The following is a 25,864-nucleotide window of genomic DNA, read 5'->3' on the forward strand; positions in this document are numbered from 1 at the left end:
ATTTCAGCCGCCTGTTTGGTAAAAGGCTCTGCTTGAAGTTTCGTTTGCCACTCCCGCTTCCCATCTGTTTTTTTCGGGTTTGTTTTGAAGCACCTTGCGTAAAATTTCGCTTGCGCCTTTTACATCGCCCGCTTTTACGGCGTCTTTGATACTCATAGCATCTTCAAAATACAAGCACGGTATCAAAAACCCTTCAGCTGTTAAGCGAATTCTGTTGCAACTCTCGCAGAAGTCATGCTTATGAGGGTCTATAATGCCGAATTTATATCCGTCCTCAAGCATATATATACTAGCAGGGCTTGTAGGTAGCTTGCCGTCGCTTGTGATTTTATATTTTTGTCCGATAACGTCTAAAATTTCAGCCGCCTTCATGCCCTTAAGCTCGTCGTCTGCGTGCATGTTTTCCATGTATTCGATAAAGCGAATTTGACAACCTCTGCTCTTTGCAAACTCAAGCAAGCTTACTAGTTCATCGTCATTTACGCCTTTTAGGGCGACGGTATTTATCTTTACTTTAAGTCCTGCATCAAGTGCGGCTTCAAAGCCTGTCAAAACTTCGTGAAGCACGCTTTTTTGCGCGATAAATTTAGCTTTTTCGATTTTGAGGCTATCAAGTGACATGTTTAGTCTTTTAAGCCCCGCATCTTTAAGTGATCTTGCGTAGTGCTTTAGCATGTAGCCGTTTGTAGTAAGGGCTAAATCTATGTCGTTTTTATAATCGTGTATCATCCTTATAAAACTGTCAAGATCTTTTCTTAAAAGCGGTTCGCCGCCTGTTATTCGGATCTTTTTTACACCCTCGTCGATTGCGACTTTGACAAATAAAAACAGCTCCTCAAAGCTAAGCAAATTCTCTTTTGGTGTCCATTCAAAAGGGGTTTTTGGCATACAGTATTTGCATCTAAAGTTACAGCGTTGTGTTACTGAAATGCGCAGATAATCAACAACTCGTCCATGCCCGTCTATCAACATCTTTCTACCCTTAGTTAATTTAGATTTTTATCTAAACAAATTTATAAGCATTATATGGAGCTTACCTTTAAAATTTTTTAAATTTTGACTATTTTAGTGATGTTTATTTTTTATATTTTATAAGTTTAATTAGTTTTATTTATTTAAATGAGTTTATTAAATTTGAGGACAAATTCGACTTTGCCTATTCCAAGTCTAAGATCTTTGGCTATTGTTTCTATGTTTTTACCATCTTTATACATATCTATAATTCGTTTTTCGTCAGTTTCTTCACTATTTGATGTTATTTTTCCTATGGTTTTAGTTCGTTCTTCAAGTGTGTAGATCCTGTTTTGCTGCTCTTCTTGAAAGCTGTCTATGGAAGTTTCTATCCCTTTAAGAGTATTTACTATAGGGATGATTTTTGAGTTTATCTGCTCGTTTAGTCTTTGTTCTAATCGTAATTCTATCGCTTCTACATCTATATTTGCACTTCCTGCTATCTCTATATTGTTAAGTTGTTTTTTTAAGAGATGATTCTCTTGGATGATACCTTCTAATACTTTTTCATATCTTGAAAATTTCTTGCCAGCCTCCATGTCTTTAAACACTACCAACAAAAAAAGTATTACTAAAATAAGTCCAAGTCCAATAAAAATTATAAAATCGCTACTCATTATTTCCCCTTAACTACAATATAGACGAGTCAATAGAATGGGATAAACTTGAAAATCGCTACTCATTATTTCCCCTTAACTCGCGTATCATCACGCGCTCTCTAGCCGTTACATATCCGTTGTAGTCGCTCTCATCGCTTTCGTGCATCTTTGTTATCTTGGCTGTTTTTTCATCAACTGCTTCAAAAAACACCGCTAAATCTCGCTTTGGAAATATCGGCATTGAAATTCTAGCGTAATAACTGCCTCCGGTGCTAAATTTAGCCTCTTTTATCGCAAAATTTTCAAAGCCGATACCCTCTATCACCGAGCTTTCGTTAAGCTCAAGCTTTGAAATTTTTTCGTTTTTCAAATACGCATTTAGTTCGTCAAATTTGCGGTGCAGTTCGGTTAAAAGCGTGAGCAAAACCTGATCGCTCTCTTTGGTTTCACCCCTTGTTTTAGCGCGCTTTAGCCACTGTCCCAGCGGATCGTCCTCGCTTCCGCTTAGCTTATCGAATTCAATCGCAAATTCATCTTTTCTATCTAAAATTTCTTCAAAAACGATATCTAAATTTGCAGGATAAAGCCTCATAAATCTATCCATATAAATATAAAAAACATAATTCCAAGATAGCCGTTTAGCGTGAAAAAGGCTCTATCTATCTTGCTAAAATCCTTGCGAACGATTTTGTGTTCGGCAAATAAAATCACTGCGCTTAATATAACTCCGATAAATGCCCAAAGTCCCAAATTTGCAGCCCAAGCAAAGAGCAACCAAAACAAAACCGCATTTACGTGAAAAAGTGCGGAGATAAACATCGTAGCTTTTTGCCCGTAAATCGAAGGTATGCTAAAAAGCCCCTTTTGCTTATCAAATTCCATATCCTGAAGCGAATAAAGCAGGTCAAATCCCGCCACCCAAAACATCACCCCAAGGCACAGTAGCGCGCTCCATAAAGGTATGCTCGCACTTATCGCCACCGCTCCTGCGATCGGAGCTAAACCAAGCGATAAACCAAGCACCAAATGCGCAAGCTCGCTAAAGCGCTTAAAGAGCGAATATCCGCCAAGAATGATTAAAATCGGAAAAGATAGCCAAAATGCAAGATCGTTTATAAGCCAAGCGACTATGACAAAGATCGCCGCATTTGCGATGATAAAAACAAGCAAATTCCCCCTGCCTATGCGTCCGTCAACGCTTGGGCGATTTGCGGTGCGCGGGTTTAATTTATCTATATCCTCATCCATGTATCGGTTAAAAGCCATTGCGAAATTTCTGGCACTCACTGCACAGATTATGCCTAAAATCAGCAACTTCCAGCCAAACCAAGCCGAGTTATTTATCTGTTTGCTTGCAACTATCATCGCCGTAAAGATAAACGGCAACGCAAAAATAGAGTGCTTAAATACGATTAGTTCGCCGATATCTTTTAGTGTCGTCAGAAATTTTTGCATATTTTTCCATAAATTTAAGTTTGGCGTTATTTTATCTTAAATTACAAAAATTTGCTAAAATTAAGCCGCTCAAGATAAATTTAAAGGAAAACCTATGAAAGACGTAGTAGTTGTAGGAAGCGGAATTTCAGGGCTTTTTAGCGCTTACTGGTGCGTGAAAAACTCTCTTAGCGTAGCTGTCGTGTCTAAAACGCAAAAGCCTGAAACTAACGGCTTAAATACGCTAAATTTATTTTTAGGTGCACATCGAAGTTTGTTTGACGAGGTTTTAAAATTCGCCAGAGGAGACGGCTTTGTAGGGTTTAAAAATTTAGCCGATAAAGCGTTTTTAAATTGGCTTTTAAAATTTAGCGTAAATCAAACGAGACCTAGTAAAAAGCTTGAAATTTTAACTCGTAGATACGGCTTAAAAAGTTATGAAATTTACCAAAATTTAGCAAGCGAAATAGGGGGATTTGAATTTGAAAGCAGAGGCGAAGCGCTTGTGTTTTTTGACGATAAAAAATACAAATTCATGCTTGAAAATATAAAATTTAACGATGAAAATTTCGAAATTTTAGATATACGCGACGAAAATACTTTGGGTCTTGTTAAAAACGGCGTAAAGGGAGCTTTAAATTTAAAGAAAAACGCAAGACTGGACGCGCAAAAACTATATGAAAATTTAAAAGCGTTTTTAGAGCGAAGCGGAGTTGCTTTTATAACCGATGAGATCGTTGATTACGAAGTTGGTGCAGATGGCGTAAGATCGGTAATCGGAAGGCTTGACAGATATGAGGCAAGCAGCTTCATCCAAGCAAGCGGAGATGATAAGAATTTGGTTAAAAAATTAGGCGTGAATTTCGATCTCATTAGTGCGAAAATTTATGAAGTAAGTTTTGAAGCAAATGAGGATATATCGCCTAAAATGCCGCTTATGATTGATGATTTCGGATTGAATATAGATGCTAAAAACGGTCTTGTAAACATCGTTACAAAGCCTCAAATAAATGCAAAAGATGCGCTTGTGGATATAAAAGAGATAAATGAAAATTTAGCTAAGCTAAAGCCGTATACTTCATTTTTTGAGCTTAAAAATCCGACTTTTAAAGCTAAAAATTTGGCATTTACGCCCAATTCTCTGCCTATATTTGGGCGAGATGAGAGTTATAAAAACCTGCTTTATATAAGCGGTTTTGGGCTAAACGAGAGCCTCTTTGCTCCGTGCATTTCTAAAATTTTAACCGATATGATAGTGCGTGACATCTCAAACGAAAATAGCGATGACGTGCTGCTTTTTTCAGGAATTTACGCTTGAAAGAACTTGCTATCATAGGCGCTACGGCAAGCGGCAAGACCGATCTTGCGCTTAAGCTTGCAAGCGAGTTTAACGGCATTATCTTAAGTCTTGACTCGCTTTGCGTCTATAAAGAGATCAATATCGCAAGCGCAAAGCCAAGCGAGGAAGAGCTTGCTAGCGTGAGGCATTTTGGGATAAATTTGATATATCCAAACGAGCATTTTGACGTGGGGATGTTTTTTGAGATTTATAAGCAAGCCCGCGAATTTGCGTTAGAAAGCGGGAAAAATTTATTTATAACGGGCGGAAGCGGATTTTATCTAAAATCCTTAATCTCGGGACTCTCGCCGAAATTTGAGCGACTTGAAAGCGGACTTAGTAACGCTGAAATTTACGAATTTGCAAGTAAGATAGATCCTGTTTTTGCCTCTAAATTTAGTCAAAATGACACATATAGGCTAAACAAATGGCTTGACATCTACGCTCATGTTTTAAAGACTGAAAACCCCACCAAAGAGTTTGAAGTGCAAAATTTGATTAAAGCTGTGCAGCATAGATCGTGGCAAAATTTAGAGATCTTAACTCCGCCAAGCGTCTATCTGCGCGAAAATACCTATGAGCCTATCGTTTCAAATTTAAAAATTTTCGAGATAGTTTGGGAGAGAGAAATTTTGCGTGAGCGCATAAAAATTCGCACCAAAAATATGCTTGAAAAGGGGCTTTTGGATGAAGCGAAATTTCTTTTTGAAAAGTATCCTAGCGAGCCAAAACCGCTTAAGTCAATCGGGCTTAAAGAGTGCGGTGAGTTTTTAAAAGACAGCATTAATGAAAGCGAGCTTTTTGAGCTGATTTCAACGCATACGGCTCAGCTTGCCAAACGTCAGCGCACCTTTAACCGCTCGCAATTTGAAGAGAAATTTAGCGGCTCTATCCAAGAGTGCGAAACAAAAATTCGCGAATTTTTAAGCTGATTTAAAATTTGCAGCTAAAATTGCCATAAAATCACAAGTAAAAAAGGAAAAATTTGCTAGTTCATATCTGCTGTTCCGTCGATAGCCACTACTTTTTACGTCGTTTGCGTGAGGATTTTCCTGATGAGGAGCTGATTGGCTATTTTTATGACCCAAACATCCATCCTTATAGCGAATTTTTGATGCGTTACGAGGACGTTAAGCGCTCGTGTGACGCGATGGGTATTAAGCTGATATGCGGAGAATACGACTATGAAAGCTGGCTTGCCGGAACTAAAGGGCTTGAAGATGAGCCTGAAAAAGGCAAGCGCTGCAAATATTGCTTTGATTTTCGCGTGGGAAGCTCGGCCGCTAAGGCGATTGAGCTTGGGCAAAAGTCGGTTACAACTACGCTTTTAATGAGCCCGAAGAAGGATTTTAGCCAGCTTGAAGCTTCGCTAAAAGAGGCGGTAAGCGGCTATGAGCTTGAAGCAGTGGCGGTTGATTACCGAAAAAACGGTGGCACGAACGAGCAGTTTGAGCTAGCCAAAAAAGATAAGCTCTATCATCAAAACTACTGCGGATGCATCTTTGGGCTTAGTAAGCAGCGAGAAGCGCAGAATTTGCCGTTAAGTGAGCTTGCAAGCGAAATAAACGGACGCGTTTTGCCTGGCAGCATCGAAGAGCGGCTTGAGCTTTATAAAAGAGTGCGAGAGTGCGAAGAAAAGGGCGTGAAATTTCATCTTTCGCGCAAATATTTTTTAAACTACCGATTGCTTAGGGGATTTGTGAAGGTTGGCGGTGAAGTTGCGCCTAGCTACTTTTTGCTCTACTCAAATTTTAAGCGTTCGAGCGTGAAATTTAGTGTAAGCAAGGCAAAAGATCTGCTTGACGAGCTTCGAGACGGCGTAACGATGATGAATTTAGCCAAATTTAATGAAATTACGGGGCGTAAATACACTAGCGTTAGCGAGCTTTGCAAAAATCCGCCAAGCGTGGAAGCTGAGTTAAATTTAAGAAGGCAAATTTGCGGGGATTTTAGCCAAAATCCAATAGTCGTGCTTGATCAAATTTTAGAGGGCAGATATGAAATTTATGGCAAAAGCGTAACTTATAACGACAGCAGGGAAATTTTGGTTTTAGAGTGAATTAATGCTTAAAATTCGGCTTAAAATTTCCTGCTTAAAAAGCTAAAATTAAACTCAATAATCTTTCTCTTAGCAAAAATTAGCTAAAATCGGGTCTATATTTTAATGATTAAGGCTTAGTAGTGATAGACATAATGCAAATTCAAAAGATACTTCCGCATAGATATCCGTTTTTACTCATCGATAGAGTCGTAGAAATCGAGCCCGCAAAGCACATAGTGGCTTATAAAAACGTAACGATCGGCGAGCCGGTTTTCCAAGGACACTTCCCCGATCATCCGATATATCCGGGTGTAATGATAATAGAAGGCATGGCGCAAGCGGGCGGAGTGCTCGCGTTTAAGAGTATGAGCGATGAACATCAGGCGGGCATTGAAAATAAAGTTGTCTATTTTATGAGCATAGATCGCGCTAAATTTCGCCATCCGATCCGCCCTGGCGACAAGCTTGAGTACCGCCTTGAAGTGCTAAAACATAAAGGAAATATCTGGGTTCTTGACGGCAAGGCTTATGTGGACGGAACTCTTGCTTGCGAGGCGGAGTTAAAAGCGATGATAGTAGATAAATAGGCGAAATTTGATGAAAAATATCCATAAAACGGCGGTCATAGAAGACGGTGCCAAGATCGGCGAAGACGCGACAATCGAAGCCTATGCCTATGTCGGAAAGGACGCGGTGCTTGGTAACGGCGTGCTGGTTAAGCAGGGCGCTAGGATCGTGGGAGATACGCACATAGGCGACTTTAGTAAAATTTACAGCTACGCAATCGTAGGCGACATACCTCAAGATATCAGCTACAAGCCTGAAAGCGATACCGGCGTGCGTATAGGAAAGAATGCCACAATCCGTGAATTTTGCACGATAAATTCGGGCACGCATAAAGGCGATGGACTAACTAGAATCGGTGATAGTGCCTTTATCATGGCGTATTGCCACATAGCGCATGACTGTATAATCGGCAATAACGTAATTCTAGCAAACAACGCTACTTTAGCCGGACACGTTGAGATGGGAGATTTTGCGGTAGTCGGCGGACTAACTCCAGTGCATCAGTTCGTGCGAATCGGAGAAAGCTGCATGATCGCAGGTGCAAGCGCGCTTAGTCAAGATGTAGTGCCGTTTTGCTTGGCTGAGGGCAATAGAGCCTACATAAGAGGGCTAAATTTGGTTGGAATTCGCAGAAGATTTGATAAAGAAAATGTAGAAGAGATAAATAGGGCTTATAAATTTTTATTTAGACATGAAGGCGGGTTAAAAGAAGCTGCAGGCGAGCTTATGCAAACTCAAAACAACGAAAATGTAAAAAAAATGTGCGAATTTATACTAAGCACGACGCGGGGAATTCCGCTGGCAAAAGGAAGAGAATAATGGCGAAAAAGTGTAATTTTTGCGGCGAAGTCGAGTCAAACGACAGAAGGCTGCTATCTGATATAGACGGGCATGCTTTCATATGCGAATACTGCATAAATGCCGCTTACAATATGATTTATGGCGATACCAGCCTTGAAAAAAGCGAAGAAATTTTAAAGCATGATTATAAAAATTTGACTCCAAAAGAGTTAAAAGAGGTGCTTGACGGTTATGTAGTCGGTCAAGATAACGCAAAAAAGGTTTTTAGCGTAGGAGTTTATAACCACTACAAGAGAATTTTTAAGCAAAGCGAGATCGAGGATGATACCGAAATTTCAAAGTCAAATATCTTGCTTGTAGGACCTACAGGAAGCGGCAAAACGCTAATGGCTCAGACTTTAGCTAGATTTCTTGATGTGCCTATAGCCATTTGTGACGCGACAAGTCTAACTGAGGCGGGATACGTAGGCGAAGATGTGGAAAACATCCTAACTCGCTTGCTTCAGGCGGCTGACGGCGATGTAAAAAGAGCTGAGCAAGGCATTGTATTTGTCGATGAGATCGATAAGATAGCAAGGATGAGTGAAAACCGCTCGATAACTCGCGATGTTTCGGGCGAAGGCGTGCAGCAAGCACTTCTTAAGATAATCGAAGGAAGTGTCGTAAATATCCCTCCAAAAGGCGGCAGAAAGCATCCTAATCAAGACTTTATCCAGATAGATACTTCAAATATCTTGTTTGTTTGCGGTGGAGCGTTTGACGGACTTAGCGATATCGTGGAAAGACGTATCGGTAAAAACGTGCTTGGATTTAACCAAGATAAGCGCAGTAAGGATGAGAGGTCAAATTTGCTCCAGCTTCTTGAGCCTGATGACTTGGTGCATTTTGGGCTTATACCTGAGCTTATCGGAAGGCTTCACGTCGTAGCTACGCTAAATGAGATAACGCAAGATGATATGGTGAGAATTCTTACCGAGCCAAAAAACGCGATCTTAAAGCAGTATCAAAAGCTTTTTGCTATAGACAAAGCGGTTCTTAAATTTGACAATGAGGCGCTAAGAGAGGTTGCTAGACTTGCGATCGAGCGAAAGACGGGCGCAAGAGGGCTTAGAAGCATAATGGAAGAGGTGATGGTGGATATCATGTATGAGCTACCGGAGCTTGGCGGATATGAAGTAGTGATCACAAAAGATGTGGTAAGCGGTGGTGCTAAGCCGATTTTAGTAAAGCAAAACAAACTAAGTGCATAATATAAAAGGTAAAAGATGATTTTAGATCAAATTATTGGATTTTTCTCAAGTGATATGGGTATAGATTTGGGCACGGCAAACACGCTTGTGTTGGTAAAAGATAAAGGTATCATCATAAATGAGCCTTCGGTGGTTGCCGTGCAACGTGAAAAATACGGTAAGCAAAAAATTTTAGCAGTAGGACATGAGGCTAAAGATATGGTCGGTAAAACTCCCGGAGATATCGAGGCTATAAGACCGATGAGAGACGGCGTTATAGCGGACTTTGATATGACCGAAAAGATGATAAGGTATTTTATAGAAAAGACTCACAGACGTAAAAGCTTCATCCGTCCGCGCATCATCATCTCAGTGCCTTACGGTCTAACTCAGGTTGAGAGAAAAGCCGTCCGAGAAAGTGCGCTAAGTGCGGGCGCTAGAGAGGTATTTTTAATAGAAGAGCCTATGGCTGCGGCAATCGGAGCAAATTTGCCAGTTCGTGAGCCGCAAGGAAATTTAGTTGTCGATATCGGCGGCGGCACGACTGAGATAGGCGTTGTTTCTCTAGGAGGTCTTGTTATCAGTAAGTCAATACGTACTGCTGGAGATAAGATTGATATGAGTATAGTAAACTATATCAAAGAGAAGTATAACCTGCTAATAGGCGAAAGAGCGGGAGAGGACATAAAGATCCAAGTAGGCTCTGCTATACAGCTTCCTCAAGAGCTTACTATCGTGGTCAAAGGGCGCGATCAGGTAAGCGGACTTTTAAGCAGGATAGAGCTAACCAGCGAAGATGTGCGAGAGGCGATGAGAGAGCCCCTTAAAGAGATAGCCGACGCCTTAAAAACAGTGCTTGAGATGATGCCGCCTGATCTTGCCGGTGATATTGTAGAAAATGGAGTGGTTTTAACAGGTGGCGGAGCTCTGATAAGAGGACTTGATAAGTATCTATCCGATATAGTTAAGCTTCCTGTATTTGTAGCCGATGAGCCGCTAATGGCTGTTGCAAGAGGAACCGGTAAGGCCTTGGAAGAGATAGGACTTTTGCAACAACTAACAAATGAAGAGTAAAATTTTATTTGTTATTTTAATCGGAGCCTTGGTGCTTGGCTCTCTTTACAAGGGTGAGATATTTAGCAAAGAGGTTGTAAATTTAAATAGCTCTATTGTCAAAATGTATGATGATGGCATTAAAATTATAGTCAACAAGGTAAATGAGCATTTTAGACAAAAAGAGGAGATAATATCTCTTAGGACTCAAAATGCTGAGCTTGAAAAGTCTGCCGTTCTTTTGGCCTCATTTGCCAAAGAGCTAAATGAAATTTTGATAGATAAAAATTCAAGCATATATGAGCCCAAAATTCAGCTCGTTAGAGCGTTAAGCTATGTAAATATAAGCGATTATAATAAAATTTGGCTTGATAAATTTGATGATTTTAATAGCTCTAAAATTTATGGGCTTATTTATCAGGGCAAGAGTGCCGGCATAGTAATATCCAAAGACGATCGCCCAATGGCCATCTTACAAAATGATCCTAAAAATATATTTGCTGTTTTTGTGGGAAATGAAAAGATCCCAGGTATAGCACATGGCAATAAGAACGGACTTTTGATAAAATTTATTCCTCAATGGCTTCATCCAAAAGAGGGCGATGAGGTCTATACAAGCGGGCTTGACGGGATATTTTTCAGCGGAGTTCCTGTAGGAAAAGTTACAAAAGTTATTGAAGAGAGTTTATATAAGAGCGTATTAGTAGAACCATACGTAAAAGTTGATATTCCATCATATCTATATGCAGTTACAAAGGAAAAATAATGCCAAAAAGAGAAGATATAAAAACAGTTTTATTGATAGGTTCGGGACCTATTGTTATCGGTCAAGCTTGCGAATTTGATTATAGTGGCACGCAGGCGGCTAAGACTCTAAAGAGTTTAGGCTATAAGGTCGTGCTTATCAACTCAAACCCGGCTACCATCATGACCGATCCTGATTTTGCCGATGCTACTTATGTAGAGCCTATTACAAAAGAGAGTATAAAACGTATAATCGATAAAGAAAATGTAGATGCAATTTTACCTACTATGGGTGGACAAGTAGCTCTAAACGTGGCTATGCAATTACACGAATCAGGAATGCTTGAAGGCGTAAAATTCTTAGGCGCTAGACCTGAGGCGATAAAAAAGGGTGAGGATAGGCAGGAATTTAAAGCTGCTATGCAAAGAATAGGTATGGATCTGCCAAAGAGTAGATACGCTTATAACCTTGAAGAAGCTATGTCGGCTGCTAATGAGATAGGATTTCCTCTGATTATTAGGGCCTCTTTTACTCTAGGTGGTGCAGGAAGTGGAGTTGCATATAATATTGATGAGTTTAGAGAGCTTGCGCAAGCTGGTATAGATGCAAGCCCGATACATGAAATTTTAATAGAGGAGAGTTTGCTTGGTTGGAAAGAGTATGAGATGGAGGTTATTAGAGATAGCAAAGATAATTGCATCATAGTATGCTCTATCGAAAACCTCGATCCAATGGGTGTGCATACAGGAGATTCTATAACTATAGCCCCAGCGCTTACTCTAACAGATAAAGAGTATCAAAAGATGCGCGAAGCAAGCTTTGCTATTATCAGGGAGATAGGCGTAGATACCGGTGGAAGCAATATGCAGTTTGCTATAAATCCGAAAAATGGCAGAATGGTAGTTATAGAGATGAATCCACGCGTATCTAGAAGCTCTGCACTTGCCAGTAAGGCTACCGGTTATCCTATAGCAAAGGTTGCTACTCTTCTTGCCGTCGGTTTTAGCCTGGATGAGATAAAAAACGATATAGCCGATACTCCTGCATCAAGAGAGCCTGCAATTGATTATATAGTGACTAAAATTCCTCGCTTTACTTTTGAAAAATTTCCAGGTGCGAATCCATATTTAGGCACTGCGATGAAGTCTGTGGGCGAAGTAATGGCTATAGGAAGGACGTTTAAAGAGAGTATTCAAAAGGCACTTTGCTCGATGGAGAAGGATTTTTACGGATTTAACTTTTTAAATTTAGATAAAAACGCTTTGATTTACGGACTTAGAAATGCTAATGAAAATCGTCTTTTGATGATTGCTCAAGCATTTAGAGATGGACTTAGCATAGATGAAATTAACGAATATAGCAAGATAGATCCTTGGTTTTTGGATCAAATTCGCCAAATAGTTGAATTTGAAGACCGCATAGATATGGATATCTTAAACGATGAAAATTTACTTAGAGAAGCTAAATCAATGGGCTTTAGCGATAAGATGATAGCTCATCTTATAAATTTAAAAGACAATCTTGAGCTGAGTCAAAATGACATCTATTTTGCCAGAAATAAGCTTGGTATTAATCTTGAATACAATGAGGTAGATACTTGCGCAGGAGAGTTAAAAGCGCTTACTTCGTATCTGTATTCTACGACAAATATCACTAAAATTCCACAAAATTTATTAGCCGATGATTCTAAAAAAGTGATGATAATAGGCGGTGGACCAAACCGAATAGGTCAAGGCATAGAATTTGATTATTGCTGCGTGCATGCAAGCTACGCTCTTCGCGATCTTGGCGTAAAGACTATAATGTATAACTGTAATCCAGAGACTGTATCAACAGATTACGACACGAGCGATGTGCTTTATTTTGAGCCGATTGATTTTGAGCATGTACGCTCAGTCATCGAACGCGAAAAGCCAGATGGAGTGATAGTGCATTTCGGAGGACAAACTCCTCTTAAATTTGCTAAGCGCTTAACTATAGCCGGTGCTAAGATTATCGGAACTACCGCTCGCGTTATTGATATCGCAGAAGATAGAAAGAAATTTAGCGAATTTATAAATAAAATCGGAGTAAAGCAACCCGTTAACGATACCGCTACAAGCGAAAGCGAGGCTATTAGAAAGGCTAATACCATAGGTTATCCGGTGCTTGTGCGTCCTAGCTATGTACTTGGCGGACGTGCTATGAGAAGAGTTCATAGTGAGGCTGAACTAAAAGAGTATATGAGCGAAGCTGTGAATGTAAGCAACAATTCTCCTGTATTGCTTGATAAATTCTTGCAAGATGCTATTGAGCTTGATGTCGATGCAATAAGCGACAGCAAGGATGTATATATCGGTGCTATTATGCAGCATATCGAGGAGGCGGGTATCCACTCAGGCGATAGCGCGTGCATACTGCCACCAATGAGTTTAAGTAACGAAATGATAAAAAAAGTTGAACGTCAAACTCGCGATATAGCACTAAATTTGGGCGTTGTGGGACTTATGAATATCCAGTTTGCTATCTATCAAAACGAGCTATATATGATAGAAGTAAACCCTCGCGCAAGTCGCACCGTGCCTTTTGTAAGTAAGGCTACGGGCGTTCCTATGGCAAAGGTTGCAACCCGCGTTATGTGGCAAGGAAATTTGCGTGAAGCACTTAAATTTTACGACGCTTACGGAGTCGTCTTTGAAGAGGAGGGCATCCTAAAACCGCGCGTTAAAAACCACGTTTGCGTTAAAGAAGCTGTATTTCCGTTTAATAAACTAAGCGGCGCAGACTTGATACTTGGTCCTGAGATGAAATCAACAGGTGAAGTTATGGGTATCAGCAGTGATTTTGCAAGAAGCTTTGCTAAGTCGCAAATCGCAGCGAGTAACTCGCTACCTACAGGCGGACTCGTCTTCTTAACTCTTGCAGATAATGACAAGACATATGCTATTAATCTTGCAAAAGAGTTTATAAATTTAGGGTTTAAGATTATAGCAACAGGTGGAACGCATAAAATTTTAAAAGATAGCAATGTAGATGCGGAATTTGTGTATAAGATAAGTGAGGGTCGCCCGAATATAGAGGACAGGCTTAAAAACGGCGATATCTCGCTTGTTATAAACACAAGCGACAGCAAATCAAACGCCGAGGATGGTAAGAAAATTCGTCAAAATATATTGCGATTTAAAATTCCTTACTTTACTACTATCGCTGCTGCACTTGCCGCTGCTAAATCTATAAAAAGTGTTCAAGATGGTTCAGCTTTGGAAGTAAAAAGTTTACAGGATTATTTAACGAAATAGTTTAAATGAAGCAAAAAGATTTTGTCATAAAAGCTATGGTTGAAAACGGAAATTTGGCTACGTTTTCACAGCTTTATAGACTAACCGATGTTAGTTCGTGGCAGACTAAAACTCCGTTTGCCACGATACGCAGGATAGTTCAGACAAATAAAGAATTTTTTAAAATTCAGCCTGGACTTTGGGGTCTTAGCGAATTTAAAAGCGAAATTTTATCAAAGCTTAATATAAAAGAGATTACACGAGAGAATGAGTTTACCCACTCTTATTTTCAAGGCATTATCGCACAAATAGGGAATTTAAGAAATTTTTATACTTATATACCACCACAAGATAAAAATAGATTTTTCATCGATAAAAAACTGCATGAAATAGCTACGACTAGTGAAATTTATGAATTTTCTTATCCAAAAATCATAAAATTTGCTAAAACTATCGATGCGATATGGTTTAATGAGCGCAAGCTGCCTCATTCGTTTTTTGAAGTAGAACACTCAACTGATTTTAGAAATTCTCTTAATAAATTTTATGAACTTCAAGACTTTAACGCTAAGATGTTTATAGTTGCAGATAAAAATAGACGCGCTCAATTTAATAGCGTAATTAGCGCATCCATATATGAAAGTATTGCCAGTAGCGTGCGTTTTGTTGATTATGATAGCATAGTAAAACTATATGAAAAAGAAAATTTAAAGGTTCAAGTTGGAATTTGAAGTTCAAATCACCGAGACACTTGTAAAAAAGCTTTTTATTAAAGCAGAAAATAAGGAAGTTGCACGTAAGATCGCAAAATCAGCTTACGAAAATTGCGAAATAGTTTTAAATTCGGATGATTTTTGCGATGTTGAGTTTGAAATCAAAGAGCAAGTCGAGCTGAAATCTTAAATTTAGGGCAAAAATGGGGCAAAATTTCACGAATTTTGATGATTTTTTAGGGCTACTTAGGAAAACTAACGCAAATTTAAGCTATTTTACTGATTTTGAAAAGTGTGATGAAAATTTGCAAATCGTTTCGATAAAGCTTCACACTCTTAACTTTTTGCTAGGCAAAAATGATTTGAAAACAAATATTAACAGACTTTTTAAGTATGATAAAGAGTGCTTTGATGTCTTAAATTTGCTTATTGCGGTTCGTGATAAAAATACAGATGTAATTGATAATAACAGGGTTTTAACTAAGATTAAGACATATTTTAACGACCCAGAAAAAATCTATGAATTTTTTGTGAAACAGGACTTGATAAAGTTTTTATAAGTGGGAAAATTAAAAATTTACATGATTATGTATTTGGTATAGAAGTAGGACTTGATACAAATGCGCGAAAAAATCGAAGTGGAAAGAATTTTGCGCGAATTGTTTCAGAATATTTTAGGAGTGAAAATATTTGTTTTCAAACTGAAGTTAGCAACCTAAGCCTTGGCTTAGATTTAGGAAGTGATCAAAAGAGATTTGATTTTGTTGTCAAAGCCGGTGAGCTAACATATTTGGTAGAGACAAATTTTTATAATACGGGCGGTTCAAAACTAAATGAAGTAGCCAGATCCTATATAGAAATTTCGCACAAAATTTCACTTTATGATAGATTTAAATTCGTTTGGATAACAGATGGACAAGGCTGGTTAAGTGCTAAAAATAAGCTTGAAGAAGCTTATAAAAGTGTGAAGATTTACAACTTATCTACGCTTCATCTTTTTACTAGTGAGCTAAAACATGGCTGATAAAGTAGAAAGCAACTTCACTCTTCTTCAAGGCGATTGCTTTGAAATTTTGCCGAAATTTACAAAAGAATTTGATCTAATCTTTGCCGATCCGCCATATTTTTTATCAAATAACGGCTTAAGTATCCAAAGCGGACGCATAGTAAGCGTCAATAAAGGCGAGTGGGATAAGAGCTATGGCATAGATGAGATAGATAAATTTAACCTCTCTTGGCTTAGCCTAGCCAAAAATGCGCTAACCGACAACGGAAGTGTTATGATAAGCGGAACCTATCATAATATCTTTTCTATCGGGCGCGCTTTGCAAAAGCTGGATTATAAAATTTTAAATATCATAACATGGCAAAAGACAAATCCGCCTCCAAATTTTAGCTGTAGATACCTAACTCACAGCACAGAGCAGATTATCTGGGCAAGAAAGAGTGAAAAGCATAAGCATATATTTAACTACGAACTTATGAAAAAACTAAACGGCGATAAACAGATGAAAGATGTTTGGAGTTTTCCTGCCATTGCTCCTTGGGAGAAAAGCTGCGGCAAGCATCCGACGCAAAAGCCGCTTTCTCTTTTAGTGCGTATAATTTTGATGGCAAGCAGTGCAAATAGCCTTATCTGCGATCCTTTTAGCGGTTCAAGCACGACGGGAATAGCTGCGAATTTATTAGGACGAAAATTTGTAGGTATAGAAAAAGATGATGAATTTATTAAAATTTCTCAAAAAAGAAAACAGGAGTTAGATGCAAATTTTACTATTTTTAAACGTAAATTTTCAGACATTCGACTACTTGAACAATATAGCTTAGATTTTTAAGAAATAGTATTTAAAATAAAGTAATATTTTATTTATGATTAAGATTAAATTTATATACTTATTTTTTAATCTCAAGGTTGATCTATGCAAAAAAATATAAGCGAATTCTTAGGCACACTCTCTACACTTTTTGGCGGTATTTTATGGGGTTTTAGTGGGGTTTGCGGACAATATCTATTCGAACAAAAAAATATAAGTCCAGATTGGCTTGTTCCTTATAGGCTGTTTTTGGCTGGAACGGTTTTGGTAATATATTTTATGATCTCAAATCCAAAGCTGGCTTTTAAGCCTATAAGAGATACTAAGCTGCTTTTAGAGCTTATGATATATGCCTTTTTCGGTCTTTTGATGACGCAATATACATATTTTTGTGCCATAGAGCTATCAAATGCCGCAGTTGCAACGGTCATACAATACTCTGCGCCCGCAATGATACTAGCCGTTGTATGTTTAATTGAAAGAAGATTTCCAAAGCAAAATGAACTAATCGCTTTAATACTTGCTATTTTAGGTGTCTTTTTATTGGCAACTCATGGAGATTTCAATACTCTTGCCATCGGAGGAAAAGCTTTAGTTTATGCTCTAATAAGTGCAACAGGTATTGTCATATATAGCCTTGTGCCGACAAGACTTAATAAAAAATATCCAGTTGCTTTAAATCTGGGTTGGGGTATGGTGATAGCCGGAGCTGCTTTGGCACTCATAACCAAACCTTGGAGCTTAGATGGCGTAAGCGATACTAATGGATTTTTAGCTTTTTTGTCTGTCATCACCTTAGGCACTATTTTTGCCTTTAGTTTTTATATGGTAGGCGTTAAGACAATAGGTGCAAGCAAGGCTAGCATGATAGCTTGCATAGAGCCTGTTAGTGCCGCTATTTTTGGATATTTTTGGCTTAAGACCGAGTTTGTTTTATTAGATTTTATCGGGTTTGTATTTATAATATCTTGTATTTTAATACTTTCTAAAAAGGAGAAGGCGAGATGATATATCTTGCCCAAACCGATACTACAGCTGGATTTTTAAGCAAAGATTATCGTGAGCTAAACCGAATTAAAGGTCGAGACGAAGATAAACCATGTCTTATTACAACATCAAAATTTAGTAAGCTAAAAACACTCGTGCGAGTTCCAGATAAATTTAAAAATTTAGTTCGCCGAGCAAGAAAAACTACATTTTTATATCCAAATTTAAAAGCTATTCGTGTGGTTAAAGATTGTCCTCATGCTAAATTTCTTGATATTCACGGCTGGCTTTACTCAACTAGTGCAAATTTAAGCGGAGAGAAATTTGATGAAATTTGGGCAAAAAGTGTAGCGGATAATATAGTGGATATCGAGTTTAAAGAGAGTGCAAGCTCAAGGATATATAAAATTTCAAACAAAAGAATAAAAAAGCTTAGATAGGTCTTTTTGTAATAATATTTTCTTGAAATTTCAATCTTTATCTTTTAAATTTTACATTTAAAACATTATAGAATATACATTAATATTAAACCAGAATAAATTTAGTTTCAATATGTAACATCAAATGCCTAAAATAAAAATATAAAAATAACTTTAAACAAAAATTTTTTACTAGAGTGTTAATATTTCACCATAAAAATCTACCAAAAAGGATCCAAAATGAGTGAGTATATCAACCAGACTTTGGAGTGGATAAAGAGGACAAACCCAGGTCAGGCAGTATTCGTCCAAGCCGCTACTGAGGTGCTTTATAGCCTAGAGCCTTTGATAAAAAAAGAGAGCAAGTACCAAAAACATGCCATATTAGAGCGCATAGTAATCCCTGAAAGAACGGTTATTTTTAGGGTAACATATACCGATGACAACGGAAGACCTCAGGTCCATAACGGTTATCGTATCCAGTTTAACTCAGCTGTTGGTCCATATAAGGGCGGGCTTAGATTTCATCCTAGTGTTGATCTTGGCGTGTTGAAATTTTTAGGATTTGAGCAAATTTTTAAAAACTCTCTTACAGGCGTTAGAATGGGTGGCGCAAAAGGCGGAAGCAGTTTTGATCCAAAGGGTAAAAGCGATAATGAGATAATGCGTTTTTGCCAAGCTTTTATAAACGAACTATACCGTCATATAGGCAATACCGTAGATGTGCCCGCAGGAGATATAGGTGTGGGTGCTAGAGAGATTGGGTATATGTTTGGACAGTATAAAAAACTAACCGGTAGATTTGATGGGATTTTAACAGGCAAAGGCTTAAATTGGGGCGGAAGCCTTGCTAGAACAGAGGCTACAGGATATGGAGTTGTGTATTTCACTCAAAATATGCTACAAAAAGCCGGGCTTGATCTGGAGGGCAAAAGATGCTCTGTAAGCGGAAGCGGAAATGTCGCCATATATACGATAGAAAAGCTATATCAGGTAGGTGCCTTGCCTATTACGGCATCTGATTCAAACGGCTATGTATATGATAGCGATGGAATAGATGTGGCACTACTAAAAGAGATAAAAGAGGTCAGGCGCGAAAGACTTAGCGAATATGTGAAATTTAGACCAAATGCAAAATATGTAAGCGTGAGTGAATATAAAGAAGGTAGAAATGGTGTCTGGGATGTGCCTTGTGACGGAGCTTTTCCTTGCGCCACTCAAAACGAGATCCATTTGGCGGATATAAAAGTGCTTTACGCAAACGGTTGTCGCTTTGTCGCAGAGGGTGCAAACATGCCAAGCACATTAGATGCGATAAATTTTATGCTGGCTCAAAAAGATTTTTATTTCGCTCCTGCAAAAGCTGCAAATGCGGGAGGAGTCGGCACTAGCGGAATAGAGATGATGCAAAATGCCGGTATGACATCTTGGAGTTTCGAGAAAGTAGATAAGATGCTTCATAGTATTATGAATCATATTTTTGAACTCTCTTACGAGACGAGCAAGGAGTTTGGCGATGAGGGCAACCTCGTGCTTGGCTCAAATATCGCGGGCTTTAGAAAAGTGGCTGACGCGATGATAGATCAGGGCTATGTGTGATATATAAATAAAATTTCAAGGGAATTTATTTCCCTTGAAATTTATCATCTAAAATCTAAGCGCAAATCCTAGTTTCGCACTTGTTTCATCGCGCTTGCCTACGATTTGATTTGCCTCTATATTAATTACGCTTGCTTTGCTAGGAGTAAATTTAACGCCCAAACCGGCACCGCCGCTAAATCCTTTTTGGTTAAGATTAATGCCGTTTGGTTGCTGGATGGTTTGTAGTTTTGAATCTCCGTCAAATTCATACTCAAGTTTAGCATTTATGTAAGGAGCAAATTTTTCAAATTCGTTATAGGATATAACAGTATCAAATTTTACTCTATTTGAATTTATGCTATTAAATTTAATTTTTTCTTTGTTTATTTCCACTTCATCGTCTTTTACATGCGTAAAACTATATCCTAGCTTAGAGTCAAGACCTACAGCTCCTATATTTGCAAGGTATCCTATACCCACTCCAACGCCATAATACATTGCGCTTGTTTTATAGCTAACTTCACCTAATGTTTTAAACATAGAGTTGTAATCGGTTTTATTTTTACCTACTCTTAGATGCCCGTCTATGTATATATTGTTATCTAAGTTATATTTTGCTAGCGCTCCGATACCTATAGCCTTTGTCTTACCGTCTGATTTGGCTGCGTTGATGTCGCCGTCAAATTTAGCATATCCGTATTCTAAGAACGCTCCTAAAAGAGAGTTGTCGTAACTCTTAGCAAGCCCGGCAATAGCGTTAAACCCATCGGCATCCACATTTCCATTGTCGTAGTTTGAACTAAAGCCGCTTATATTAGCAAAGCTAATTACGCCAAGATCCGCATCGTAATATGTAGGCTTTATAGCGTCGGTTTGTATATTTGCGGCATGTGCCACCAGCTTGCTATCTAGTCTTCGTTTGATGTCTATCATAGCTCCGTTTATACCGTCATTTAGTCTATTGTTTAGAGTCATAGACGCTACTGAACCGCTTAGTAAAGAGTAGGCTTGTTGATTTATCTTACCCTCAGGCTTTGGTTCTGGTTTAGGCTCAGGTTTAGGCTGTTCAGGCTTTGGTTGCGGTTGAGGTTTAGGCTCAGGAAGTGAATTTAAAGTAGCTACTAAAGTTTTATCTCCCTCTTTTTTAACGCTAAAGTCATATACTGTAGTTACACCCTTAATAGCCTCTACTTTTATCTTTTCATCGGTGATTATTTTGCCTTCACCTTCACTTTTTATCAGATTTACTTTATCGTTAGCCTTTAGCATAGGAGAGTCGCCTTCTATGGTTACTCCTATTTTTGTATCTATAAGATTAGTATCGTATTTTCCCGTTAAGGTTACTATCGTATCGCCGTTTTTCGTATCGCTTGGAAGGTAGAAATTATATTTTTCAAAGTTGCTTAAAGATCCTGTTTTTACGTTTTTAGAGTGGATATTTAAAGTATTGCCAAGTGTCGTATATTCGGCTTTAATCTTGTTGTGTTGGTCTATATGCGTAAGTCCGCCTTGTATAGAGTTAACAACCTCTATATCCCCATATAAATTTACTATGTTGTTTATATTTTTGCCACTTCCGCTTGCGCCTCCGTATATGGAATTAAATTTTGAGTCTTTTACGCTTACTACGTTTTTACTAGCCGAATTTTTATCGGAGTAGCCGCCAAATATATCGTTTCCTTTAGAATTTACTACATTTACGGTATTTTCCTCTACCAAACCGTTGTTAGATTTTCCTCCATATATGCTTTTTACGCCAGAGTCAAATACTTCCGCTTTGTTTCCTCTAGCCTCTTTACCTTTCCACGAATCCCCGCCGTCAATACTTTTGTTATAAACTTTTGACTTTCTAACGATTACGGTGTTGAAATTCGCTCTTTCATCCCCATCTCCGCCATTTACTTCGCCGTACATATTTGAGTTCTCTACTATCAAAGTATTGTGAGCAGAAAAAGCTTCAGAAGAACCCCCTGATGTATATCCCGTATCTTCGTCTTTGCCGGCAGACTCTCTTCCTACCGTAGAATTTTTGATGGTTAGTTTATTGTATTCAGATTTTCCTTTGATACTAGCTCCGCCTTCTGCGCTATCTATTACCGAGTTTTCTACCGTAACCGTATTTTTAGTAGAGTCTTTGTCGTATGATACTCCGCCTACAACGTATCCTTTAGAAATATTAGTTTTGTTTTTGATGTTTATTGTATTATTGCTTGCCAAACCGCTATTGGATCCGGAGCCTATGATGTTTATAGGGTTTGTGTTGTTATAGCCGTCCACGTCTATTTTTACACCGCCTACATCTTCGCTTTCTTTATATGCGCCGAATATGAAACCGTCTATTTTGGCGTCTGTTTTGTCATTGATAACTAGAGGATTTTTTGTTCCTATTCCATATGGATAGGACGTTCCCATATCTTCATTGAAATAGTCTGCGATTTTGTTACTTTTAAGGCTAGGGGGAGTGAGGTCGCTAGCTATTGTCGTTGTCGGAAGCCATAAGGCTACTGCCGCTGATATATATATATATATCTTTTACTTGTCTGCCTAAAAGAATTTGCTTGAATGCAATCTTTCATATATACTCCTTAGTGGTAAATTATAAATTTTAAAAATTTATTTGCGGTCTATTATAGTTTAAAATTAATTTTTTAAAAATTAAATAGATTTAAGCTTAAGTTTTTGATTAAATTGAGTTTCTTTTTGTTACATATTTAAAATTTTGTATTCAAAGCCTAGATTTAATATAATTATCAATAAAGGAGCCGATATGAAGTTTATAAACGCTTTTTTTATAGGAATTTTATTCGTTTTAGCAGTTATTTTTACTCTTTTTGTCGGGCTTAAAACAAGCTATTTTGACTATTATAAAGTATCTGAATATTTTAATATAATTTTTGTAGATAGTGTGCCTTGGCTTTGGATTTTAACGATCTCTTTTGTATTCGGATATCTTATTTTCTATACACCTTTTAGAAAATTTATACGAATTTTTTACGCCATTATTTTGCTAGTTTGTGCTCTATCATGGCAAGATCAGATAGGCAGAAAGATTGGCGAATTTATTTTTAAAGGTGAATTAACCACCATTAAGCCTTCGCCTGATTTAAATATAACAATCAAAGGAAATATTATATACACCGGGCGCAAACAAATTTACTTTCTTAGAGGCGATACCGGCAAGGTTATAGAGATAAAAAGATTTTAGGCTAAAATTTTCTTTACTGTAAGACTTGCTAAATTTAGTCCAAAAACAGCCGTCACTCCCATAAAGCTTCCAAGCTCTTTACACTGTGGTAACTCCGTAGAAAATACCACTTCAAAGTTGCCTTGAAATCCTGATCTTTTAAGCTCGCTTCTATATTTTCTGGCAAGAGGATCATTGTAGGTTTGCCATACAGAGGCTACTTTTACCTGTGAGGCGTCTATGCGTTTTGCTCCCCCCATCGAGGCTATTATTTTTTTAGGCGCAGCATTAGCAAAAGCGATTTTTGCCGCCATATCATCTATGGCATCTACTACGACATCAAATTTGCTAAAGTCAAAATTTTCTATAAATTTAGGCGTGATAAGCTCTTTTAAAGCCTTGATATTTGGATAAATTTTAGCAAATTCGTCTACTTTCACAGCTCCTACCGCTTCGCTGTAAATTTGGCGATTTTGGTTTGTAATGTCGAAAGTGTCTTTGTCTATTATTACGATTTCACCGATTCCGCTTCGAGCTAGAGCGTCTACGCATACTCCTCCGACTCCTCCAACTCCGCATACTAGCACTTTAGCCTTTTGAAGTTTTTCAAAGCCTTCATCTCCCACAAGCCATCTTATGCGAGTAAATCTATCTATTATCTCGCTCATTTTATACTCTTTTTTAAAATTTCTAGGCTTGAGTGAGCCGTCATATCAAGCATTATAGGCGTTAAGCTTGCATAACCTTCGTTTACAACGCTTATATCGCTTGGTTCGCCTTGTTCATAATCAAGCGCAGCTACTCCTAACCAATAATACTCTATCCCTCTTGGATTACGGTTAAGCGTAGCGTGAGTAGCATAGCTTCGCCTGCCTACCGGCACAACTTGATAACCTTTAAACTCTTTTGGAGTAACCGCTGGGATGTTTACGTTTAAAAATTGTCTATCAGGCAAATTTATCTGATTGTCAAGTACTTTTGGCACTATAAATTTTACTATCTCTCTTGCTAGAGAAAAGCCAAGCATCTCTATGCTATCATTTTTATAAAATTGCGAAAAGGCTATACTCTTAATCCCTTGCAATACTCCTTCCATCGCCGCTCCGCATGTTCCGGAATAGGTTATATCCTCGCCCAAATTTGCACCGTGATTTATGCCAGATATTACTAGGTCAGGCTTTTTGTGATATAAGGCATGAAGCGCTAAGTATACGCAATCGCTTGGAGTAGCGTCGTCGAGCTTGAAAAAATTATCATCTATTTTTATAAATCTAAGCGGTTTTGTAAGTGTCAAAGAGTGTGCGCAAGCTGATTTTTCAGAGCTTGGAGCCACTATAGTTACATTTGTGTTTGGTATCTCCCTTAAAGCTCTGGCTAGTTCGTGAAGCCCTTTTGCCTCAAATCCGTCGTCATTTGTGATAAGAATCTCTCTCAAAATTTTCCTTTGAAATTTTATTGAGCTAATTATATCCTTTTTTACAAATTTGGTTTTAAGGCTTGTATCTTTTAATAATCCTAACTTTCAGCCTAAATCGGCTATAATGAAGCTAAAAAATTTGGATAAAAATGAGTAAAAAACTATTAGTTTCATGCCTTGAGCCTTCTGCAAATTTGCATTTGGGTGAGGTTTTAGAATTTTTGCCTAAATATGAAATTTTAGGGATTTTTGACGAGAAATTCGGTAAGCCTTATATGAGGAGTTCTGAATTTTCCGCAATGGGATTTATAGAGGTATTGCCGCTTTATTTTAAAGCTAAGCGCGCTATAAAAGAGATGGTAAAGCTAGCAAAAGAGGCCGATCATATCTTGCTAATAGATTCTCCTGCATTTAATCTTCCTCTTGCAAAAGCGATAAAAGAGGCAGGTGTTAAGGCTCCTATTACTTATTATATATTGCCGCAGGTTTGGGCTTGGAAACCAAAAAGAGTAGCAAAAATTGAAAAGTATTGCGATAACTTGGCTTCGATTTTACCATTTGATGCAAAATTTTATAATCGCTGCATTTATGTCGGACATCCATTGCTTGATGAACTTAAAGTGCGTAAAAATACTCTTATAGATAGTAAGAAATTTGCCTTTATGCCGGGTTCCAGAAAGGCTGAGATAGCTCGTCTGATGCCTATTTTTAGAGAGGTTGCAAAAAAGATAGATGGAGTAAAGCAGCTAGTAGTTCCTCCTCATTTGATGAATGAGCTGGAAATTTACGGAGATATAGACGAATTTGAGGTTGTAAATAACGCTCCAAGAGCCCTTTTGCAAAGTGAATTTGCGTTTATCTGCTCGGGAACCGCCACTCTTCAGGCGGCACTGATTGCGACTCCGTTTGTTTTAGCCTATAAGGCTAAGGCTATTGATATGTTTATAGCCAGGATGCTTGTGAAGCTGAAATTTGTAGGGCTTGCTAATATAATGCTTGATTTTATGGGAGAAGGCAATCTTCATATTGAGCTCTTGCAAGATGAGGTAACGGCTGAAAATTTACTAAAAGCATATGAAAGTTGTGATAAAAATAAATTTATAGAAGGTTGTGTAAAGCTGCGCAACTATTTGAATCACGGCTCTGCCGAAAATGTAGCTAATATAATAAAAAAGGATTAAAATGACTGAATTGATGACGGTTTTTGGGTATGAAAAGATAACTAATGAACTTAAAAATTTAAAGAGCGTAGAGCGTCCTAAGATAGTCGAGGAGATCGATATAGCAAGGAGTCACGGCGATCTTAAAGAGAATGCCGAGTATCATGCGGCACGTGAGAAGCAGGCCTTTATCGAGAGTAGAATAGCCGAGCTTAGCGATATAGTAAGCCGTGCAAAAGTTATTGATCCGACCGAATATGAGCATGAAAAGGTTAAATTTGGCTCTACAGTTGTAATTATGGACGTTGAAACCGAGATGGAAAGAACATATACCCTAGTCGGCACTCCTGAAAGTAATTTAGAACGCGGTCTAATATCGATAAATTCGCCTCTTGCCAAGCAGCTAATAGGTAAATTCGAGGGCGATGAAGTGACTTTAAATTTACCAAACGGTAGAAGCGACGTGGAAATAGTTTCGGTAGATTATAGGCCTATTAAATTTGGAGACTAGAC

General features: G+C 38.2%; 25 protein-coding genes and 1 pseudogene. 19 read left to right on the forward strand and 7 right to left on the reverse strand.

Features of this window, described 5'->3' with window-relative positions:
• Positions 1 to 3: 3 nt before the first annotated feature.
• The 4 genes from moaA to mqnP form a co-directional block, all read right to left on the reverse strand.
• Positions 4 to 972: a GTP 3',8-cyclase MoaA gene (moaA, locus tag CDOM16190_RS02990; RefSeq protein WP_170018830.1), complete on the reverse strand. Its 969-nt coding sequence runs from the start codon at positions 970 to 972 to the stop codon at positions 4 to 6.
• 143 nt (positions 973 to 1,115) lie between these two features.
• On the reverse strand, positions 1,116 to 1,628 hold the full coding sequence (locus CDOM16190_RS02995; protein WP_170018831.1) for a DUF6115 domain-containing protein: 513 nt from the start codon (positions 1,626 to 1,628) through the stop codon (positions 1,116 to 1,118).
• A gap of 58 nt (positions 1,629 to 1,686) precedes the next feature.
• Positions 1,687 to 2,202 (reverse strand): hypothetical protein, encoded by a 516-nt coding sequence (locus tag CDOM16190_RS03000; RefSeq protein ID WP_170018832.1) that lies wholly within the window; start codon positions 2,200 to 2,202, stop codon positions 1,687 to 1,689.
• Complete coding sequence (gene mqnP / locus CDOM16190_RS03005; protein ID WP_170018833.1) at positions 2,199 to 3,065, reverse strand: menaquinone biosynthesis prenyltransferase MqnP; 867 nt, start codon at positions 3,063 to 3,065, stop codon at positions 2,199 to 2,201. The genes CDOM16190_RS03000 and mqnP overlap by 4 nt, the downstream gene beginning before the upstream one ends.
• Positions 3,066 to 3,159: 94 nt before the next feature.
• On the opposite strand from mqnP, the gene CDOM16190_RS03010 reads away from it, so the two are divergent.
• The 16 genes and pseudogenes from CDOM16190_RS03010 (at position 3,160) to gdhA (ending at position 19,608) form a co-directional block, all read left to right on the forward strand.
• Positions 3,160 to 4,362, forward strand: coding sequence for an NAD(P)/FAD-dependent oxidoreductase (locus CDOM16190_RS03010; protein WP_170018834.1), 1,203 nt, complete (start codon positions 3,160 to 3,162; stop codon positions 4,360 to 4,362).
• Complete coding sequence (locus CDOM16190_RS03015) at positions 4,359 to 5,315, forward strand: tRNA (adenosine(37)-N6)-dimethylallyltransferase (RefSeq protein ID WP_170018835.1); 957 nt, start codon at positions 4,359 to 4,361, stop codon at positions 5,313 to 5,315. Before CDOM16190_RS03010 ends, CDOM16190_RS03015 begins: the two co-directional genes overlap by 4 nt.
• Positions 5,316 to 5,368: 53 nt before the next feature.
• On the forward strand, positions 5,369 to 6,442 hold the full coding sequence (locus tag CDOM16190_RS03020; protein WP_170018836.1) for an epoxyqueuosine reductase QueH: 1,074 nt from the start codon (positions 5,369 to 5,371) through the stop codon (positions 6,440 to 6,442).
• Positions 6,443 to 6,564: 122 nt separating this feature from the next.
• Entirely contained in the window at positions 6,565 to 7,011 is a 447-nt protein-coding gene (gene fabZ, locus CDOM16190_RS03025) for a 3-hydroxyacyl-ACP dehydratase FabZ (RefSeq protein ID WP_169943187.1), read from the forward strand.
• Positions 7,012 to 7,021: 10 nt separating this feature from the next.
• Positions 7,022 to 7,810, forward strand: a complete 789-nt coding sequence (lpxA, locus tag CDOM16190_RS03030; protein WP_170018837.1) for an acyl-ACP--UDP-N-acetylglucosamine O-acyltransferase — start codon at positions 7,022 to 7,024, stop codon at positions 7,808 to 7,810.
• Entirely contained in the window at positions 7,810 to 9,042 is a 1,233-nt protein-coding gene (gene clpX / locus CDOM16190_RS03035; RefSeq protein WP_170018838.1) for an ATP-dependent Clp protease ATP-binding subunit ClpX, read from the forward strand. Before lpxA ends, clpX begins: the two co-directional genes overlap by 1 nt.
• Positions 9,043 to 9,057: 15 nt before the next feature.
• Positions 9,058 to 10,095, forward strand: a complete 1,038-nt coding sequence (locus tag CDOM16190_RS03040; RefSeq protein WP_169973529.1) for a rod shape-determining protein — start codon at positions 9,058 to 9,060, stop codon at positions 10,093 to 10,095.
• Positions 10,085 to 10,840 (forward strand): rod shape-determining protein MreC, encoded by a 756-nt coding sequence (mreC, locus tag CDOM16190_RS03045; protein ID WP_170018839.1) that lies wholly within the window; start codon positions 10,085 to 10,087, stop codon positions 10,838 to 10,840. Before CDOM16190_RS03040 ends, mreC begins: the two co-directional genes overlap by 11 nt.
• A complete protein-coding gene (gene carB / locus CDOM16190_RS03050; RefSeq protein ID WP_170018840.1) occupies positions 10,840 to 14,097 on the forward strand; it encodes a carbamoyl-phosphate synthase large subunit in 3,258 nt (1,085 codons plus the stop codon). Before mreC ends, carB begins: the two co-directional genes overlap by 1 nt.
• A 5-nt stretch (positions 14,098 to 14,102) precedes the next feature.
• Positions 14,103 to 14,807, forward strand: a complete 705-nt coding sequence (locus CDOM16190_RS03055) for a type II restriction enzyme NmeDI-related protein (RefSeq protein WP_170018841.1) — start codon at positions 14,103 to 14,105, stop codon at positions 14,805 to 14,807.
• The gene (locus tag CDOM16190_RS03060) at positions 14,797 to 14,979 is read left to right on the forward strand and encodes a DpnD/PcfM family protein (protein ID WP_170018842.1); all 183 of its coding nucleotides are present in this window, start codon (positions 14,797 to 14,799) and stop codon (positions 14,977 to 14,979) included. Before CDOM16190_RS03055 ends, CDOM16190_RS03060 begins: the two co-directional genes overlap by 11 nt.
• 13 nt (positions 14,980 to 14,992) lie before the next feature.
• Positions 14,993 to 15,813, forward strand: a pseudogene (locus tag CDOM16190_RS03065) (type II restriction endonuclease).
• Positions 15,806 to 16,624 (forward strand): DNA-methyltransferase, encoded by an 819-nt coding sequence (locus CDOM16190_RS03070; protein ID WP_170018843.1) that lies wholly within the window; start codon positions 15,806 to 15,808, stop codon positions 16,622 to 16,624. Before CDOM16190_RS03065 ends, CDOM16190_RS03070 begins: the two are co-directional and overlap by 8 nt.
• 84 nt (positions 16,625 to 16,708) lie before the next feature.
• Positions 16,709 to 17,611, forward strand: coding sequence for a DMT family transporter (locus CDOM16190_RS03075; protein WP_170018844.1), 903 nt, complete (start codon positions 16,709 to 16,711; stop codon positions 17,609 to 17,611).
• On the forward strand, positions 17,608 to 18,030 hold the full coding sequence (locus tag CDOM16190_RS03080; protein ID WP_170018845.1) for a Sua5/YciO/YrdC/YwlC family protein: 423 nt from the start codon (positions 17,608 to 17,610) through the stop codon (positions 18,028 to 18,030). The genes CDOM16190_RS03075 and CDOM16190_RS03080 overlap by 4 nt, the downstream gene beginning before the upstream one ends.
• Before the next feature lie 219 nt (positions 18,031 to 18,249).
• Positions 18,250 to 19,608 (forward strand): NADP-specific glutamate dehydrogenase, encoded by a 1,359-nt coding sequence (gene gdhA, locus CDOM16190_RS03085; RefSeq protein ID WP_170018846.1) that lies wholly within the window; start codon positions 18,250 to 18,252, stop codon positions 19,606 to 19,608.
• Positions 19,609 to 19,656: 48 nt separating this feature from the next.
• On the opposite strand, the gene CDOM16190_RS03090 is transcribed toward gdhA, so the two are convergent.
• A complete protein-coding gene (locus tag CDOM16190_RS03090) occupies positions 19,657 to 22,002 on the reverse strand; it encodes an autotransporter outer membrane beta-barrel domain-containing protein (RefSeq protein ID WP_170018847.1) in 2,346 nt (781 codons plus the stop codon).
• Between the two features lie 355 nt (positions 22,003 to 22,357).
• Between CDOM16190_RS03090 and CDOM16190_RS03095 the strand changes: the two genes are divergently transcribed.
• Positions 22,358 to 22,795, forward strand: coding sequence for an isoleucyl-tRNA synthetase (locus tag CDOM16190_RS03095; protein ID WP_170018848.1), 438 nt, complete (start codon positions 22,358 to 22,360; stop codon positions 22,793 to 22,795).
• Here CDOM16190_RS03095 and CDOM16190_RS03100 read toward each other — a convergent pair.
• On the reverse strand, positions 22,792 to 23,442 hold the full coding sequence (locus CDOM16190_RS03100; protein ID WP_170018849.1) for a tRNA threonylcarbamoyladenosine dehydratase: 651 nt from the start codon (positions 23,440 to 23,442) through the stop codon (positions 22,792 to 22,794). The two genes, CDOM16190_RS03095 and CDOM16190_RS03100, sit on opposite strands and share 4 nt — an antisense overlap.
• Positions 23,439 to 24,209 (reverse strand): 5'/3'-nucleotidase SurE, encoded by a 771-nt coding sequence (gene surE, locus CDOM16190_RS03105; protein ID WP_169973510.1) that lies wholly within the window; start codon positions 24,207 to 24,209, stop codon positions 23,439 to 23,441. Before surE ends, CDOM16190_RS03100 begins: the two co-directional genes overlap by 4 nt.
• A 131-nt stretch (positions 24,210 to 24,340) precedes the next feature.
• Between surE and lpxB the strand changes: the two genes are divergently transcribed.
• Positions 24,341 to 25,372, forward strand: a complete 1,032-nt coding sequence (lpxB, locus tag CDOM16190_RS03110) for a lipid-A-disaccharide synthase (protein ID WP_170018850.1) — start codon at positions 24,341 to 24,343, stop codon at positions 25,370 to 25,372.
• A gap of 1 nt (position 25,373) precedes the next feature.
• Positions 25,374 to 25,862: a transcription elongation factor GreA gene (greA, locus tag CDOM16190_RS03115; protein WP_169973506.1), complete on the forward strand. Its 489-nt coding sequence runs from the start codon at positions 25,374 to 25,376 to the stop codon at positions 25,860 to 25,862.
• Positions 25,863 to 25,864: the final 2 nt, after the last annotated feature.

It is taken from the genome of Campylobacter sp. RM16190, assembly GCF_012978835.1.
Lineage (GTDB): Bacteria > Campylobacterota > Campylobacteria > Campylobacterales > Campylobacteraceae > Campylobacter_A.

Bases quoted from the DNA above. Each gene is read 5' to 3' on its own strand.
- CDOM16190_RS03080 (WP_170018845.1), top strand. From the start codon at position 17,608: ATGATATATCTTGCCCAAACCGATACTACAGCTGGATTTTTAAGCAAA.
- moaA (WP_170018830.1), bottom strand. From the start codon at position 972: ATGTTGATAGACGGGCATGGACGAGTTGTTGATTATCTGCGCATTTCA.
- CDOM16190_RS03040 (WP_169973529.1), top strand. From the start codon at position 9,058: ATGATTTTAGATCAAATTATTGGATTTTTCTCAAGTGATATGGGTATA.
- carB (WP_170018840.1), top strand. From the start codon at position 10,840: ATGCCAAAAAGAGAAGATATAAAAACAGTTTTATTGATAGGTTCGGGA.
- gdhA (WP_170018846.1), top strand. From the start codon at position 18,250: ATGAGTGAGTATATCAACCAGACTTTGGAGTGGATAAAGAGGACAAAC.
- CDOM16190_RS03095 (WP_170018848.1), top strand. From the start codon at position 22,358: ATGAAGTTTATAAACGCTTTTTTTATAGGAATTTTATTCGTTTTAGCA.
- CDOM16190_RS03055 (WP_170018841.1), top strand. From the start codon at position 14,103: ATGAAGCAAAAAGATTTTGTCATAAAAGCTATGGTTGAAAACGGAAAT.
- CDOM16190_RS03070 (WP_170018843.1), top strand. From the start codon at position 15,806: ATGGCTGATAAAGTAGAAAGCAACTTCACTCTTCTTCAAGGCGATTGC.
- CDOM16190_RS03090 (WP_170018847.1), bottom strand. From the start codon at position 22,002: ATGGGAACGTCCTATCCATATGGAATAGGAACAAAAAATCCTCTAGTT.
- mreC (WP_170018839.1), top strand. From the start codon at position 10,085: ATGAAGAGTAAAATTTTATTTGTTATTTTAATCGGAGCCTTGGTGCTT.
- CDOM16190_RS02995 (WP_170018831.1), bottom strand. From the start codon at position 1,628: ATGAGTAGCGATTTTATAATTTTTATTGGACTTGGACTTATTTTAGTA.
- CDOM16190_RS03010 (WP_170018834.1), top strand. From the start codon at position 3,160: ATGAAAGACGTAGTAGTTGTAGGAAGCGGAATTTCAGGGCTTTTTAGC.
- CDOM16190_RS03000 (WP_170018832.1), bottom strand. From the start codon at position 2,202: ATGAGGCTTTATCCTGCAAATTTAGATATCGTTTTTGAAGAAATTTTA.
- clpX (WP_170018838.1), top strand. From the start codon at position 7,810: ATGGCGAAAAAGTGTAATTTTTGCGGCGAAGTCGAGTCAAACGACAGA.
- greA (WP_169973506.1), top strand. From the start codon at position 25,374: ATGACTGAATTGATGACGGTTTTTGGGTATGAAAAGATAACTAATGAA.
- lpxA (WP_170018837.1), top strand. From the start codon at position 7,022: ATGAAAAATATCCATAAAACGGCGGTCATAGAAGACGGTGCCAAGATC.
- lpxB (WP_170018850.1), top strand. From the start codon at position 24,341: ATGAGTAAAAAACTATTAGTTTCATGCCTTGAGCCTTCTGCAAATTTG.
- mqnP (WP_170018833.1), bottom strand. From the start codon at position 3,065: ATGCAAAAATTTCTGACGACACTAAAAGATATCGGCGAACTAATCGTA.
- CDOM16190_RS03075 (WP_170018844.1), top strand. From the start codon at position 16,709: ATGCAAAAAAATATAAGCGAATTCTTAGGCACACTCTCTACACTTTTT.
- CDOM16190_RS03100 (WP_170018849.1), bottom strand. From the start codon at position 23,442: ATGAGCGAGATAATAGATAGATTTACTCGCATAAGATGGCTTGTGGGA.